This window comes from Streptococcus porcinus (assembly GCF_900475415.1).
Lineage (GTDB): Bacteria > Bacillota > Bacilli > Lactobacillales > Streptococcaceae > Streptococcus > Streptococcus porcinus.
Window position 1 is genome coordinate 1,116,704 of sequence record NZ_LS483388.1, and the last position, 13,294, is coordinate 1,129,997.

15 protein-coding genes are annotated in these 13,294 nt (G+C 36.7%); 2 read left to right on the forward strand and 13 right to left on the reverse strand.

Annotated features, from left to right (window positions below):
* On the forward strand, nucleotides 1-708 hold the full coding sequence (locus DQM45_RS05600) for a response regulator (RefSeq protein ID WP_003085841.1): 708 nt from the start codon (nucleotides 1-3) through the stop codon (nucleotides 706-708).
* Between the two features lie 81 nt (nucleotides 709-789).
* On the opposite strand, the gene DQM45_RS05605 is transcribed toward DQM45_RS05600, so the two are convergent.
* From DQM45_RS05605 to DQM45_RS05660, 12 genes are all read right to left on the reverse strand, one after another.
* Entirely contained in the window at nucleotides 790-1,863 is a 1,074-nt protein-coding gene (locus DQM45_RS05605; RefSeq protein WP_003084741.1) for an ABC transporter substrate-binding protein, read from the reverse strand.
* The gene (locus DQM45_RS05610) at nucleotides 1,856-2,632 is read right to left on the reverse strand and encodes an ABC transporter permease (protein WP_003085319.1); all 777 of its coding nucleotides are present in this window, start codon (nucleotides 2,630-2,632) and stop codon (nucleotides 1,856-1,858) included. The genes DQM45_RS05605 and DQM45_RS05610 overlap by 8 nt, the downstream gene beginning before the upstream one ends.
* Nucleotides 2,629-3,423, reverse strand: coding sequence for an ABC transporter permease (locus tag DQM45_RS05615; protein WP_003084240.1), 795 nt, complete (start codon nucleotides 3,421-3,423; stop codon nucleotides 2,629-2,631). The genes DQM45_RS05610 and DQM45_RS05615 overlap by 4 nt, the downstream gene beginning before the upstream one ends.
* Complete coding sequence (locus tag DQM45_RS05620; protein WP_003084497.1) at nucleotides 3,407-4,561, reverse strand: ABC transporter ATP-binding protein; 1,155 nt, start codon at nucleotides 4,559-4,561, stop codon at nucleotides 3,407-3,409. Before DQM45_RS05620 ends, DQM45_RS05615 begins: the two co-directional genes overlap by 17 nt.
* A gap of 36 nt (nucleotides 4,562-4,597) precedes the next feature.
* The gene (gene murB, locus DQM45_RS05625; RefSeq protein ID WP_003083345.1) at nucleotides 4,598-5,488 is read right to left on the reverse strand and encodes a UDP-N-acetylmuramate dehydrogenase; all 891 of its coding nucleotides are present in this window, start codon (nucleotides 5,486-5,488) and stop codon (nucleotides 4,598-4,600) included.
* Between the two features lie 105 nt (nucleotides 5,489-5,593).
* Nucleotides 5,594-6,085 (reverse strand): 2-amino-4-hydroxy-6-hydroxymethyldihydropteridine diphosphokinase, encoded by a 492-nt coding sequence (gene folK / locus DQM45_RS05630; protein WP_003084900.1) that lies wholly within the window; start codon nucleotides 6,083-6,085, stop codon nucleotides 5,594-5,596.
* Nucleotides 6,082-6,441, reverse strand: coding sequence for a dihydroneopterin aldolase (gene folB, locus DQM45_RS05635; protein WP_003083402.1), 360 nt, complete (start codon nucleotides 6,439-6,441; stop codon nucleotides 6,082-6,084). The genes folK and folB overlap by 4 nt, the downstream gene beginning before the upstream one ends.
* 8 nt (nucleotides 6,442-6,449) lie before the next feature.
* Nucleotides 6,450-7,250: a dihydropteroate synthase gene (gene folP / locus DQM45_RS05640; RefSeq protein WP_003084945.1), complete on the reverse strand. Its 801-nt coding sequence runs from the start codon at nucleotides 7,248-7,250 to the stop codon at nucleotides 6,450-6,452.
* Nucleotides 7,251-7,263: 13 nt separating this feature from the next.
* Nucleotides 7,264-7,827: a GTP cyclohydrolase I FolE gene (gene folE / locus DQM45_RS05645; protein WP_003082580.1), complete on the reverse strand. Its 564-nt coding sequence runs from the start codon at nucleotides 7,825-7,827 to the stop codon at nucleotides 7,264-7,266.
* Nucleotides 7,820-9,106, reverse strand: a complete 1,287-nt coding sequence (locus DQM45_RS05650; RefSeq protein ID WP_003082578.1) for a bifunctional folylpolyglutamate synthase/dihydrofolate synthase — start codon at nucleotides 9,104-9,106, stop codon at nucleotides 7,820-7,822. The genes folE and DQM45_RS05650 overlap by 8 nt, the downstream gene beginning before the upstream one ends.
* A gap of 80 nt (nucleotides 9,107-9,186) precedes the next feature.
* Nucleotides 9,187-10,050, reverse strand: coding sequence for a homoserine kinase (gene thrB / locus DQM45_RS05655; protein WP_003084202.1), 864 nt, complete (start codon nucleotides 10,048-10,050; stop codon nucleotides 9,187-9,189).
* The gene (locus DQM45_RS05660) at nucleotides 10,040-11,338 is read right to left on the reverse strand and encodes a homoserine dehydrogenase (RefSeq protein WP_003086022.1); all 1,299 of its coding nucleotides are present in this window, start codon (nucleotides 11,336-11,338) and stop codon (nucleotides 10,040-10,042) included. The genes thrB and DQM45_RS05660 overlap by 11 nt, the downstream gene beginning before the upstream one ends.
* Before the next feature lie 186 nt (nucleotides 11,339-11,524).
* Here DQM45_RS05660 and DQM45_RS05665 point away from each other — a divergent pair, with 186 nt between their 5' ends.
* Nucleotides 11,525-12,445, forward strand: a complete 921-nt coding sequence (locus tag DQM45_RS05665; RefSeq protein ID WP_003083423.1) for a polysaccharide deacetylase family protein — start codon at nucleotides 11,525-11,527, stop codon at nucleotides 12,443-12,445.
* A 184-nt stretch (nucleotides 12,446-12,629) separates the two neighbouring features.
* On the opposite strand, the gene DQM45_RS05670 is transcribed toward DQM45_RS05665, so the two are convergent.
* Nucleotides 12,630-13,211, reverse strand: a complete 582-nt coding sequence (locus DQM45_RS05670) for a TetR/AcrR family transcriptional regulator (RefSeq protein ID WP_003084080.1) — start codon at nucleotides 13,209-13,211, stop codon at nucleotides 12,630-12,632.
* Nucleotides 13,212-13,294: the final 83 nt, after the last annotated feature.

Here is a 13,294-nt window from a genome sequence, read left to right on the forward strand (position 1 = left end):
ATGAATGTTTTAATTATTGAAGATGATCCCATGGTAGATTTCATTCATCGGAATTATTTGGAAAAAATAAATCAATTTGATATCATTTTATCCAGTAGCACTATCAAGGATGCTAAAGAAAAATGTAATAATTTCAAGATTGATCTCGTCCTACTGGATATTCATATTAAAGATGGCAACGGCTTGCAATTTTTAGAATATCTAAGACAAGAACACCTTAATTGTGAAGTCATTATTATTTCAGCTGCTAATGATGGTAAAAATATTAAATTGGGCTTTCATCTTGGAGTTGTAGACTACTTAATCAAACCATTTACCTACGAGCGGTTCAAAGAAAGTATTGACTTATTTTTAGCACAATTCAAACGCTTAAACCAAACAATCTTGCAACAAGAACACATTGACTCTCTTAAAATAAACAATAAAGAAGTGTCCTCGCAAAATAGGCAATCCTTGCTATTAGAAAAAGGACTATCACAAACGACTATGCAGCTTGTTCTTAATACAATTGATACCTTAGCTGATTCCTTTACCATCCAAGATATTACCCAAAAATCCCAACTTTCTCATGTTTCTGTTCGCAAATATATTACTTTTTTAGAAGAAAATAATTACTTACTGAGTGACCAGATTTATACAAAGGTGGGACGTCCATACCGTGTTTATCATAAAAATCCTTCCCCTACTACCCACTCCTTTTACCCTTAATTACGGCAATCTCAAAAGTAAGCGAGCATTTCGGAAAAGGAATAATAAAATAAGACTATCCACGTGGATAGTCTTATTTTATTATTTGCGGTACATTTTAAATTGCAGATAGAGATCATTATAGACTCCTAACCAATAATTTCCTAAGTTGTCGTAAACTTCTAGTTTCTTAATGGTTTCATTTGTTGGGTAAAAAGCAGGATCTTCTTTTATCTCTTTTGGTAAGATAGCTTTAGCCTTGGTATTTGGAGTAGCATAGCCGATATATTCTGCATTTTGAGCAGCGTTCTTAGGTTCATTGATAAAATTTAAAAAGGCATAAGCTTCTTTTTCATGTTTCATTGTTTTTGGTAAGACCAAATTATCAAACCAGAGGTTTGAACCTTCTGTAGGAACAACATAGTGTAAATGCTTATTATTAGCAAGCATCTCACTTGCTTCGCCTGAGAAAGTGACTCCGATAGCAGCATCTCCTTGAATCATATAACCTTTCATTTCATCGGCAACAATAGCTTTGATATTTGGTGTTAATGATTGAAGTCGTTTTTCTGCTGCTTTTAATTGGTTCATATTTTTAGAGTTGACACTATTGCCAAATGTGGTCAAACCTATTCCCAGCATCTCTCTCGCCCCATCAATCAACATGATTTTATCTTTGTATTCAGGACGCCATAAATCCTCCCAATGCTTGGGAGCATGTTTTACTTGTTGGTCATTGTACACAATACCGACCGTCCCCCAAAAATAGGGAATTGAGTAATCATTTTTAGGATCAAAACTTTTCCCTAAGAACTCCTTACCTATCGCATCCATCCCTTTTAGTTTACTTTTATCCAATTTGACTAAAAGATTTTCTTTAATCATTTTGTCTATGGTGTAATCACTTGGCACAGCAATATCATAGGTTGTACCACCCTGTTTTATTTTGGTGTACATGGCCTCGTTTGAATCAAAGGTTTCGTACTGCACTTGAATACCAGTTTCCTTTGTAAATTTTTTCAGCAAAGCAGGATCAATATAATCACCCCAGTTGTAAATGACTAATTTATCTGCTTGATTAGCAGACCCTGTTTTTTTCTGAATAGCAAAAGAAAGCCCAGCTAGGACAACAATAATAACCAATACCCCTGCAACAAAAGAATACAATTTACGCATGCTTGTCCTCCTTATCAAGTGAGATATAATAATAGCCCATTACCAAAAGTATTGAGACAAAAAAGACAATCGTTGAGAGAGCATTGATATCAAGTGAAATCCCTCGCCGAGCGCGCGAATAAATTTCTACAGAAAGCGTAGTAAAACCATTACCTGTTAAAAAGAAAGTAACTGCAAAATCATCTAATGAATACGTAAAAGCCATAAAGTATCCAGCAATAATACCAGGTGTTAAGAAAGGCAACATAACTTCTTTCATCATCTGAAATTGACTAGCTCCCAAATCATAGGCTGCATTAATCATATCTTGATTCATTTCTTTAAGTCGTGGTAAGACCATCAAAACGACAATTGGAATTGAGAAGGCAATGTGACTTAAGAGGACAGAAAAAGCGCCTAATTGAAACTTCAAAGTTGTAAAAAGTATTAAAAATGATGCGCCAATCATAACATCTGGTGAAACCATGAGAACATTATTGGCAGATAGGAGCGAATTCTGGAATCTCTTTTTAGCATGATGAATGAATATAGCACCAAAAGTACCGATGAAGGTTGCAATCAGAGCACTTGAAAATGCTAAGACAAAGGTTTGCAAGAGAATTGACATCAGTCGACTATCAGCAAAAAGCGTCCGATAATGTTCCAATGTTACCCCAGTAAACCCATTCATGTCTCCTCCTTTATTAAAAGAATAAAAAATGAGATATAAAATCGGAACGTAGAGAAGTACAAAAGTGAAAGTTAAATAAATTGGAACAAATTTTTTCATTGGCTTTTCTCCTTTGTTACCCACATAATGACAAGCATGGTAAAAATGAGAACCACACCAATAGTAGAACCCATTCCCCAATTTTGCGTAGTTAGGAAGTGCTGCTCAATGGCCGTTCCAAGAGTGATGACACGGTTTCCACCAATGAGGCGTGTTAGCATGAAAAGACTCAAACTTGGAATGAAAACAGACTGTACACCTGCACGTACACCACTCATTGACAAAGGAAAGATGACACGCGAAAAAGTTTGAACTTCATTTGCCCCTAAATCGCGACTAGCATTTATAACATTTCCATCTATATCATCTAAAGCATTAAAGATCGGCAATATCATAAAAGGAAGTTCAATATATGAAGCTACAAAAATAAAGGAAAAATCTGTAAATAGAATTTGCTTAGGACCAATTCCAACAAAAGTCAAAAAGGCATTAATTCCACCTTGCTGACCAAAAATCCCCATAAAGGCATAAGCTTTTAATAAGAGATTAACCCAAGTTGGTAAAATAATTAACATTAACCACAGTTGCCGATGCTTAAGCTTAGTTAAGCAATAGGCTGCTGGATAAGATAACAAAAGAGTGACTATCGTAATAATTCCTGCATAAACAATGGAATTAAAAACCATACGTAGATAAGTCCAGGAACTGAAAAAAATCTGATAGTTAGCAAGAGTAAGATGACCTTGGATATCAAAAAAAGATTTGTAAAATAAGAGAGCAACTGGTGCTAGAACAAAAAGAAAAATCCAAAGAAAATAGGGAATCGAGTAAGACTTAGAGGTTTTCTTCATTACGTTCCTCCTCGATTGCGTTAATCAGCCCCTCCTCCTGCTCATCGGTATCAACATATTCTTCAATACGTGCATCAAATTCTTCTTCTGTTTCATTTAAACGCATGATATGAATATCTTCTGGAGTAAAGGACAATCCAATAATTTCACCCTCAATGGCTTTGCGAGTAGAATGAATCATCCACTCATTACCAAGCTCATCATAAGCAATAATTTCGTAATGTACACCACGGAATAACTGAGTGTCAACCTTAACTTGGAGCTTACCTTCTTCAGGTAGAGTAATCTGCAGATCTTCTGGACGAATCACTACTTCTACTGGTTCATTTGGACGCATCCCACCATCAACTGATTCAAAGGTTTTTCCATTGAAGGATACTAAATAATCCTCAATCATAGTTCCATTAATGATGTTAGATTCTCCAATAAAGTTTGCAACAAAATGATTAATCGGCTCGTCGTAAATATCAACGGGTGTCCCTGACTGAACAATTTCACCATCATTCATGACGAAAATCCAATCACTCATAGCCAATGCTTCTTCTTGATCATGGGTAACAAATACAAAGGTGATCCCAAGTCTTTGTTGAAGTTCACGCAGTTCGTATTGCATTTCTGTACGTAACTTCAAATCTAAAGCCGACAATGGTTCATCAAGTAAAACCACGCGAGGTTGATTAATAATTGCGCGTGCTATCGCTACACGTTGCCTTTGACCACCTGACAATTTTTGAATAGGTCTTTTTTCAAACCCCTCTAATTGAACCATTTTTAAAGTTTCTTGAACTCTTTTTGCTATTTCAACTTTAGGGACATTTTTTAATTTTAAGGCAAAAGCCACGTTATCAAAAACATTCATATGGGGAAAGAGGGCATAATTTTGGAATACAGTATGAACATCTCGTTTACTGATGGGAACATCATTAATCCGTTTTCCATCAAGAAAAATATCACCACTGCTTGCATCAATAAGTCCAGCAATAATATTCAGAATAGTAGATTTCCCTGAACCGGATGCACCTAAAAGAGTATAAAATTTACCCTCTTCAAGTTCAAAATTAATATTTTTTAGTACCTGAGTACCATTGTCTTCAAATGTTTTAGAAACATTTTTAAATGTGATAATTGGCTTAGTCAATTGTCATAAATCCTCCATAAAATATCTGAGCAAATATCAGGTCAACTCTTCCCCGATAATACGTACTTCCCTCTCTAAGGTAACACCAGAGTTGGTTTTGACGGTTGCAATAACGTGGGCTATTAATTGTTCATAGTCACGCGCAGTTCCTTGATCAACATTAATCATGAAACCTGCGTGTTTTTCCGAAACTTCAACACCACCAATCCGATAACCTTTCAAGCCAGCTTCCATAATCAACTGACCAGCAAAGTGGCCAGGAGGACGCTTAAAGACAGATCCACAAGAAGGGTATTCTAATGGTTGTTTTAGACGCCTAAGATAATTAAGGCGATCCATTTCCTGGGAAATCTGTTCAAAATTCCCTGGATTTAGAGCAAATTTAGCAGAAATAACAATATCACCACTAGTTTGGACAGCAGATATCCGATAGCCAAAAGCCATTTCTCTCGCTGTTACTGTTTTAATCTCCCCCTCTGGCGTTAAGACTTTAGCCGAAAGAAAGATGTTAGCTATTTCACCACCGTAGGCACCAGCATTCATAAAAATAGCACCACCAATGCTTCCTGGTATACCACAAGCAAACTCAAAGCCAGTTAAGCTATGATATTTAGCGACCTTAGTTGTCTCTATCAGGTTAGCCCCTGCTTCTGCTTCAATGGTATAGCCATCAACTGTTATTAAATTAAGTTTATCAAACATAATCACAAAGCCACGAATGCCACCATCTCGAACAATGAGATTACTTGCATTGCCAAGAACCAACCAAGGAATCTTGTGCTGATTTGCATATTTAACAACCCGTGTTAATTCAATACGATTACGAGGAAACACCAAGTAATCAGCAGGTCCACCAACTTTGGTATAAGTGTATTTTTTTAAAGGTTCGTTAATCCGGATATCAATTCCGGCAAGTTCTTCAATCATTATTATCTACTTTCCGAATCATTTCGTTTTACATTAAAAAATCGGCACAGAGCCGATTCCATTATATCAAAATTTGTTAAAAATAACGATAATTAATAAGACATATTATGATACTTTTACCACACTTTTTATCTCATTCTGTGGTAATTCAGAGAGATAGCCTGATAAATAACTATTTTCTCCATTAAGTTTTAAATCAGGATTAATTTCCAAAAGTGGAATAAGCACAAAGGCTCGTTGCGTCATGAATGGGTGAGGAATCGTTAGGTCTTTAGTCTTACATATTACCTCACCAAAAAGTAGAATATCAATATCTATAGTACGTGGTCCCCATTTTTCATGACGAACTCTACCAAGATTCTTTTCAATTATATGAATATGATTTAAAAAAGTGACAGGTTCTAAATCAGTCTCAAAACAAGCAGCTAAGTTTAAAAAATTATCTTGGTCCGTTTTACCCCAAGCTATTGTTTCATAAATAGCAGAAATTTTAGCTAAGTGTGTTTTCGGTAACTGTGATAACTGACTAATAGCTTTCTCGAGATAAGCCTTCCGATTTCCCATATTACTGCCTAAACTAAGATATATCTTTGTCATCTTCTTCTCTCCAAAATAATACCAACAGAATCATAATGTCCTGCAATAGGTGGATTCTCTTTTCTGATAGAAATAGTAATTCCTTCAATCATCGAGAATTCTTGAAACAATACATCACAAATTGCACCACCTAATCTTTCAATCAGCGCAAAACGTTGGCTTTCAACAATGGTTTTGACCCTTTCAAAAACATGACCATAATGTACAGTTGTTTCTAAGTTGTCAGTTTTTGAGGCTGATAACAAATCAACAGCTAGTTCTAAGTCAATCACAAAAATCTGCCCTAAGACCTGTTCTTCAGCCAATGCACCGTGGTAGCCATAAAAACGACAACCATTTAGCCTTATCTTATCCATACATTTCCTCACATTAACTTCTCTAAAACAGTGACAATAGCTTCATTCTCAATAATATTATGGACGCGAACAATTTTACATCCTTTTGCGATAGCATAGGCTGATAAAGCAGCTGTTCCCTTGTCACGCTCCAATGCTTTGGTATTCCCCCCCAATAAAGCATCTACTACCCGTTTACGTGAAATACCAAACAAAACTGGATACCCCAGTTGACAAACCTTATCTAAACCTTTTAACAATTCTATATTTTGTTCAACATTCTTTGCAAAACCAAAGCCTGGATCAATCCAGATATTATCCTTGGAAATGCCGGCTTGTAATGCTTGATGCGCACGCTCTGTTAGAAAAGCGCAGACATCTGAAACAACATGCTCGTAGACTTCCTCTTTTTGGTTATGCATCAAAATAATAGGAACCTGCCATTTAGCAGCTAGTGCAAACATTTTTCCATCATAAAGTCCTGACCAAACATCATTTAAAATATCAGCACCTGCCTCTAAGGCTGCCTGAGCTGTCTGAGTTTTATAAGTATCAATACTTACTAAAATATTAAATCTTTCTTTAATAGCTTTAATAATTGGAACAACGCGTGCAATCTCTTCTTCAGCAGGTACAAAATTATAACCTGGTCTAGTAGATTCACCACCAACATCAATAATAGTAGCCCCTTGATTGATCATCAGTTCCACTTGTGCTATAGCCTCTTCAATACCGGTATAGGAACCACCATCAGAAAAAGAATCAGGTGTTACATTTAGAATCCCCATAATAGTAGCATTCCCAGCAATTGAAAATTTACCAATTTTCACAACCTAACTCCTCCTACTTATCTTTAATTAATTCTAAAATATACCGTTGGCTTTCGCGATCTTCTATAAATGAGCCTCTGGCCATTTTGGTCACGGTTTTACTGCCAGGTTTCTTAATTCCACGCATCGTCATACACATATGCTCCGCTTCAACCAGTACAAAAACACCTTCTGGATGTAGAGCTTCTTCTAAAGCAATCGCAATTTGACTAGTCAAACGTTCTTGTAATTGGGGTCTTTTACTAGCAACCTCTACAGCACGAGCTAATTTACTCAAACCAGTTACACGGCCGCCCCTAGGGATATAAGCAACGTGTGCCTTCCCATAAAAAGGCACCAAATGGTGTTCACACATGGAGTAAAAAGGAATGTCTTTGACCAAAACAATATCATCATAAGTTTCTTCAGCAAAAACAGTTGTAAATTCATTTTTAGGATTCATCTCTAATCCCGCAAACATCTCCTGATACATTTTTACAACACGTTTTGGAGTATCTATTAACCCTTCACGCTGTGGGTCTTCTCCCAGCGCTTCTAATAACTGATAAATGGCTTCTTCTGCCTTTTTGCTATTCATCGCAAAAATCCTCTCTGTCTTCGCCTTTTACGCTTTTTTTGAAAAATTGTCTAACTTCTGAAATAAAATATAAAGAACCCGTTATCACATAAAAATCCTTACTGGCTTTAACATCCATTTTAGTTAACCAGTCCTTGAAGCTTTTATTTCGTGGAAGCTCCAAAGGATAATCATCAAGCTCAAATGCTCTCGGGTAATTAAAAGTTGTGACTTCCAAATCTCCAACTTCTTGAAGAAGATCCAGCATTTGCTCAATTGGCTTAGTGTTAATGGCAGCCACTAAAATGTGGATATGGCGGCCCTTGTAGTCTGTCTTTAGAACATCAACCAAAGCTTGGATACTTTCTTTGTTATGTGCGCCATCAATCATCAGATTAGGGAGCATTAATTCTGTCCGCCCCAACCAGTAGTTCTTCTCTAATCCCGCACGAATAGCGTCATCGTTAATGAGGGGAAACTTATTTTTTAGCAATTGACACGCCTGTATAGCATGCGCCGCATTAGCCACCTGATGTTGACCTGGCATAGCAAGTTTAATCCCAGAAATGGAGCCCTGTATAGACAAAAATTGGTAAACATTACCCATCTTTTGCATGTTATAATCCACTTCGTACTGATAAACTTGGCTACCGCTCTTTTGGCTTTTTTCGAGAAAAACCTGTCTAGCTTCTGCATTATCAATAGCGAATAGAACTTTTTCACCGCCTTTTATGACACCAGCTTTTTGTTCTGCAATTTGAGCATAGGTCTCACCCAAAATATCTTGATGATCTAGACCAATGGAGGGACAGATGATTGCAAAGGCTTTAAAAACATTTGTCGAATCATATAGACCACCTAAACCTGCTTCAATAATAGCAATATCAACGGGATGTAGCTTACCAAAATAATAAAACATGATGATGGTAATAATTTCAAATTCCGTAATGGGACCTAAATCTGTTTCAATAGGGATTCTTTCTGTCAGTGGTTTAATCACGTTACAGCATATTACCAAATCCGTTTTACTAATCATGTGACCGTTGACGCTAATCCGTTCTCGAAAGTCCATAATAAAAGGCGACGTAAAGGTACCAACGTCATAACTAGAAGCAGTTAAAATGCGTTGCAAATTATTTACTGTTGACCCTTTACCATTTGTTCCCACAACATGAATCCCAAAAATGTTATTTTGGGGATTTCCTAATTTTTCCAAGACCCAGAAAACACGTTTCAAACCAGGTCTAATTCCAAATTTCGTTTGTCCGTGGATCCATTCTAGAGCTTCTTCATATAACATAATTTCCTCACTTCATGAGAGCCATACCTACTTTAATAAATAAGTTGAATCGGAGGTTAACTCTCTTTTTCCAGACTTCTCTAAGCTAAAACTTGCAAGCCCTTTTTATCAATCTCTAAGGAAACTAACTCACCATTCAATTCCAAGTTTCCAAGATGTTCAAGTATGGAACTCACTTTTTCTTTCGGGCATAAGGTCATCACTGTAGGTCCAGCTCCAGACAGGTAGGTAGCATAAGCGCCTTCTATTTTTGCTGTTGCTTTAATAGAATGGAATTCTTTAACTAGCTTTTGGCGGTATACCTCATGAAAGTGATCATTTTCAATGGCTCGTCCAGCTTTGATCATGTCTCCCTTTAAAAGGGCAGCAATAGCCAAATTTGCTACAGATGAGGCAGAAACAGCTTGTTTATAGGACAGTTGATGGGGTAGCACATTTCTAGAGTCAGATGTTTTTAATTCATAATTTGGTATAAAAGCTACCAAACCAACTTGTGGAAAGGGTGCCTGAATATAGTCTAGTTGATTATCGAGTTGTGAAGCAATAACAAATTGCCCAAAAAGAGCTGGTGCAACATTATCAGGATGCCCCTCAAATTGGTTAGCTAATTCAAACTTACGATCCATACTTAATTGTAAATCTGCTAATTGATTGGCTAATTCTATACCTGCTACAATGACTGCCGAAGATGATCCCAATCCACGCGCCAAAGGAATATCTGAACGCATAATAAGGTGATGAGGCTGGACATTCGGCGCAACTCGAAGAACTGTCTGAACTAATAAATTGTGGTCATCCCTTGGAACTCCGTCAAGCTTATGTTCAATAAACCACTCTGCGGTTTCTTCTAATACTTCTACTTCTAGATATTTAGTAACTGCAATCCCTATAGAATCAAAACCGGGTCCGATATTGGCTGAAGTGGCTGGTACCTTAATTATCATGGTTATCCCCCAATACTTTAAAGACATTTAGCAAGTGCCAGTCCGCTTCCTGGCTAATCTGCTGCTTAATGGCATCTAGCTGCAATTGATTCATCAAATGCGTCATGATTACAAGGCGAGTACAAGTGTCATCAACCTGTTGTTCTAACAATTGTTGGCAAGAAATACCTTGACCACTAATGATAGAGGCAAGACGGAGCAATCGACCATTTTGGTTTGGCGTGTTAATAGTAATATAATAGCGGCTGGTTCTATCAATTTTTTCTGCTAACCTAACAGGACAGCTAAAGGCGTTGAAAGGTTTACCAACAGTTCCTTCCTTTAATCGTCTAGCAATACGAATGATATCTGCCATAACTGAAGTTGCGGTTGGTTTTTGACCAGCACCTGGCCCGTAAAACATTGACTGACCAATGCCAATAGACTCAACAAATACTGCATTCATCACATCATTGACATTAGCTAATGGATGAGTTTTAGGAATAAAAGTTGGCGCTACATCAGCCCAAATACCACTAGTTTTTTCTTCCAACCTTCCTACTAACTTAATGACATAGCCTAGTTGCTGAGCGACAGCTACATCTTCAGTTGTAATTGTTGAAATTCCTTGATGGCTGACATCTTCAAAATCCAAAGACACGCCAAAAGCAAACTGACTTAGGATGGCTACTTTATAGGCGGCATCTATACCTTCCACATCATTTGTTGGGTCACTTTCTGCATAGCCTAAGGCTTGGGCTCTAGCTAAAGCTTTTTCATAAGACCATCCTTCTTCAACCATTTTAGTCATCATAAAGTTTGAAGTCCCATTCAAAACGCCAAAAACACCTTGTATTTTATCTGACGTGAAAGAATTAGCTAAAGTTCTTAAAATTGGAATACCTCCAGCAACTGCTGCTTCGTAATAAAAAGCAAGTGCCTTAGATTCTGCCAGTTCCCTGATTTCTTTACCATGTAAAGCAATCAAATCCTTATTAGCAGTGACCACATGCTTACCAGCTTGCAAAGCTTTTATAATATAAGTTTTAGCAGGCTCAATCCGTCCAATAAGTTCAACAACAATAGAAATATCACTGTCTGACAAAATTTCATCAATAGAAGTGACAAATTGGTAATCGTAGCCCATTGCATTTAGGCGCGCTTTCTCAGCGTCATCTCTAATTAAGATCTTAGATATTTGCAATTGCTCGCCAGCAGCACTTTTTATCTTATCACCATTTTTTTCTAATAGAAATGGTAACCCACTGGCAACAGTGCCAAAGCCTAATAAAGCAATTTTTAAAGACATTATAAACCTCCTAGTTCTTGTCACTTTTTACGATGATGTGATTATCAATATTTGGAATATTATACCAAATTCTAGGCTATTTTAATAGATTATGGCTGAAAGTTCTCTCAAAAATATTTTGCTGGCGTTAAATTATTGTTGTAAAAATGATATAATGACTCTATCTAAACACAGGAGCACATACTTATGAGACGAAAGAAATCTACCACAAAAAAAATAATAAGTCGTTTACTGGCATTACTCATCATTGCTACACTAAGTTTGTTTGGTCTTACCTATCATCAAGAGATTAAGAACTTTGCAAAAGGTTTTTTACCAGTTGCAGTTCAAAAAAACAAAGTCAAAACGAGTCGGTCTCAAGACACTATTAAAAAGAAAAAATCAACAGTTGATAATGAAAAAACAACATGGACTAAACAAACAGAGCAAGTCAAGATGCCAATCCTCATGTATCATGCAGTACACGTTATGGGGCCTGAAGAAACAGCAAATGCTAACTTAATTGTTCACCCTCAGATTTTCGAAGAGCAAATTAAAGCTTTAAAAGAAGCAGGTTACTACTTCCTTAGTCCGCAAGAGGCTTATCGTGTTCTCAGTCAAAATGAATTACCAGCTTCAAAAGTCGTCTGGCTCACTTTTGACGATAGTATGGAAGATTTTTATACGACTGCTTTCCCCATCTTAAAAAAATATCAGGCTAAAGCTACAAATAATGTTATCACTGGCTTTACTGAAAATCAGCGGCCTGAAAATCTAACACTTAAGCAGATGAGAGAAATGAAACAATTTGGCATGTCATTTCAAGATCATACGGTTAATCACCCCGATCTCTCAGTGTCAGATCCACAGACACAGGAATACGAAATGAAAGCTTCAAAAAACTTCCTTGACCAAAACTTAAATCAAGAAACTATAGCGATTGCCTATCCTTCTGGTCGTTATAGTGATACCACTATTGATATTGCCAAAAGACTCCATTATAAATTAGGGGTAACTACCAATGAAGGGTTAGCTAGCGCAGCCAATGGCTTACTCTCACTAAATAGAGTACGAATGATGCCTAACACAAATCCCCAAGCCTTACTGACTTATATCAATACAAACTAAAAACATTCGATGAAGCAAGTATCCTTAAACACCTATTCTAAAAAATCTCCTCCATTCGGTTTTTGGGAGGAGATTTTTTTAGACAAAAGTCATGTTTCCTTCTTTGAGACTCTAGTCACTTTTATCACGAATCTTATCTCTTAAATTTCATGCTACCTACTGTAATACCTTAATTTTTATCACCTTATTGATTGAAAAGCAACAAAAATAAACGTTCTAATAGTACCCTATTAGCCTTGAAATTCTCTCTTGCACCAAGTAGATTAGAAGCGAGTATCATCCCATTTATAACATCAGTCAACAAGTCGTAAGACTCTTTTTGCTCCAAAATAGTTGGAAGACTAGGCATTATCCTTTTTAAATCAAGCAAGGACTGTTCTTTCAAGGATTCGAAGATACTATTAAGTTCTGGATTTCGCTTCTTCTCAATCAGGAATTCGACATAAAGTGGCATCAAATCATTATCATCTATGACTTTATCTACTAACTGATTGACCAGAAACTCCGTCTCGTGTCCAGCTTGACACTCCTCAAAATGCTCTTGAATAATCTTATTTCTGTAGGTCAATCCTTCCAGCATTAGGTCTTTAAAAATGTCTAATGTATTCTTATAATAATGATAAACCCCACCTTTGGACATAGTCGTGCCAGCAATGATATCTTCCACACTTGTATTTGAAAAACCTTTTGCAATAATTTGCTTTGAAGCAGATGCCATAATTTCTTGTTTGCGTTCTGCCTTACTTAATCGTTTACTTGTGGCCATAGCAACCTCTTTTTCTAAATGTTTTTGTTGTCAGTGCTATTGTATTTTAATTTGGCTCTATTAACAAGTCTTGTAAAGTGGCT

What these genes read in the sequence shown, in the direction of transcription:
- thrB (WP_003084202.1), bottom strand. Translation starts at nt 10,050, where the DNA reads ATGATAATTAAGGTACCAGCCACTTCAGCCAATATCGGACCCGGTTTT.
- DQM45_RS05660 (WP_003086022.1), bottom strand. Translation starts at nt 11,338, where the DNA reads ATGTCTTTAAAAATTGCTTTATTAGGCTTTGGCACTGTTGCCAGTGGG.
- DQM45_RS05600 (WP_003085841.1), top strand. Translation starts at nt 1, where the DNA reads ATGAATGTTTTAATTATTGAAGATGATCCCATGGTAGATTTCATTCAT.
- folE (WP_003082580.1), bottom strand. Translation starts at nt 7,827, where the DNA reads ATGAATAGCAAAAAGGCAGAAGAAGCCATTTATCAGTTATTAGAAGCG.
- murB (WP_003083345.1), bottom strand. Translation starts at nt 5,488, where the DNA reads ATGATTGAAGAACTTGCCGGAATTGATATCCGGATTAACGAACCTTTA.
- DQM45_RS05615 (WP_003084240.1), bottom strand. Translation starts at nt 3,423, where the DNA reads ATGAAGAAAACCTCTAAGTCTTACTCGATTCCCTATTTTCTTTGGATT.
- DQM45_RS05670 (WP_003084080.1), bottom strand. Translation starts at nt 13,211, where the DNA reads ATGGCCACAAGTAAACGATTAAGTAAGGCAGAACGCAAACAAGAAATT.
- DQM45_RS05665 (WP_003083423.1), top strand. Translation starts at nt 11,525, where the DNA reads ATGAGACGAAAGAAATCTACCACAAAAAAAATAATAAGTCGTTTACTG.
- folK (WP_003084900.1), bottom strand. Translation starts at nt 6,085, where the DNA reads ATGACAAAGATATATCTTAGTTTAGGCAGTAATATGGGAAATCGGAAG.
- DQM45_RS05610 (WP_003085319.1), bottom strand. Translation starts at nt 2,632, where the DNA reads ATGAAAAAATTTGTTCCAATTTATTTAACTTTCACTTTTGTACTTCTC.
- DQM45_RS05650 (WP_003082578.1), bottom strand. Translation starts at nt 9,106, where the DNA reads ATGTTATATGAAGAAGCTCTAGAATGGATCCACGGACAAACGAAATTT.
- DQM45_RS05605 (WP_003084741.1), bottom strand. Translation starts at nt 1,863, where the DNA reads ATGCGTAAATTGTATTCTTTTGTTGCAGGGGTATTGGTTATTATTGTT.
- folB (WP_003083402.1), bottom strand. Translation starts at nt 6,441, where the DNA reads ATGGATAAGATAAGGCTAAATGGTTGTCGTTTTTATGGCTACCACGGT.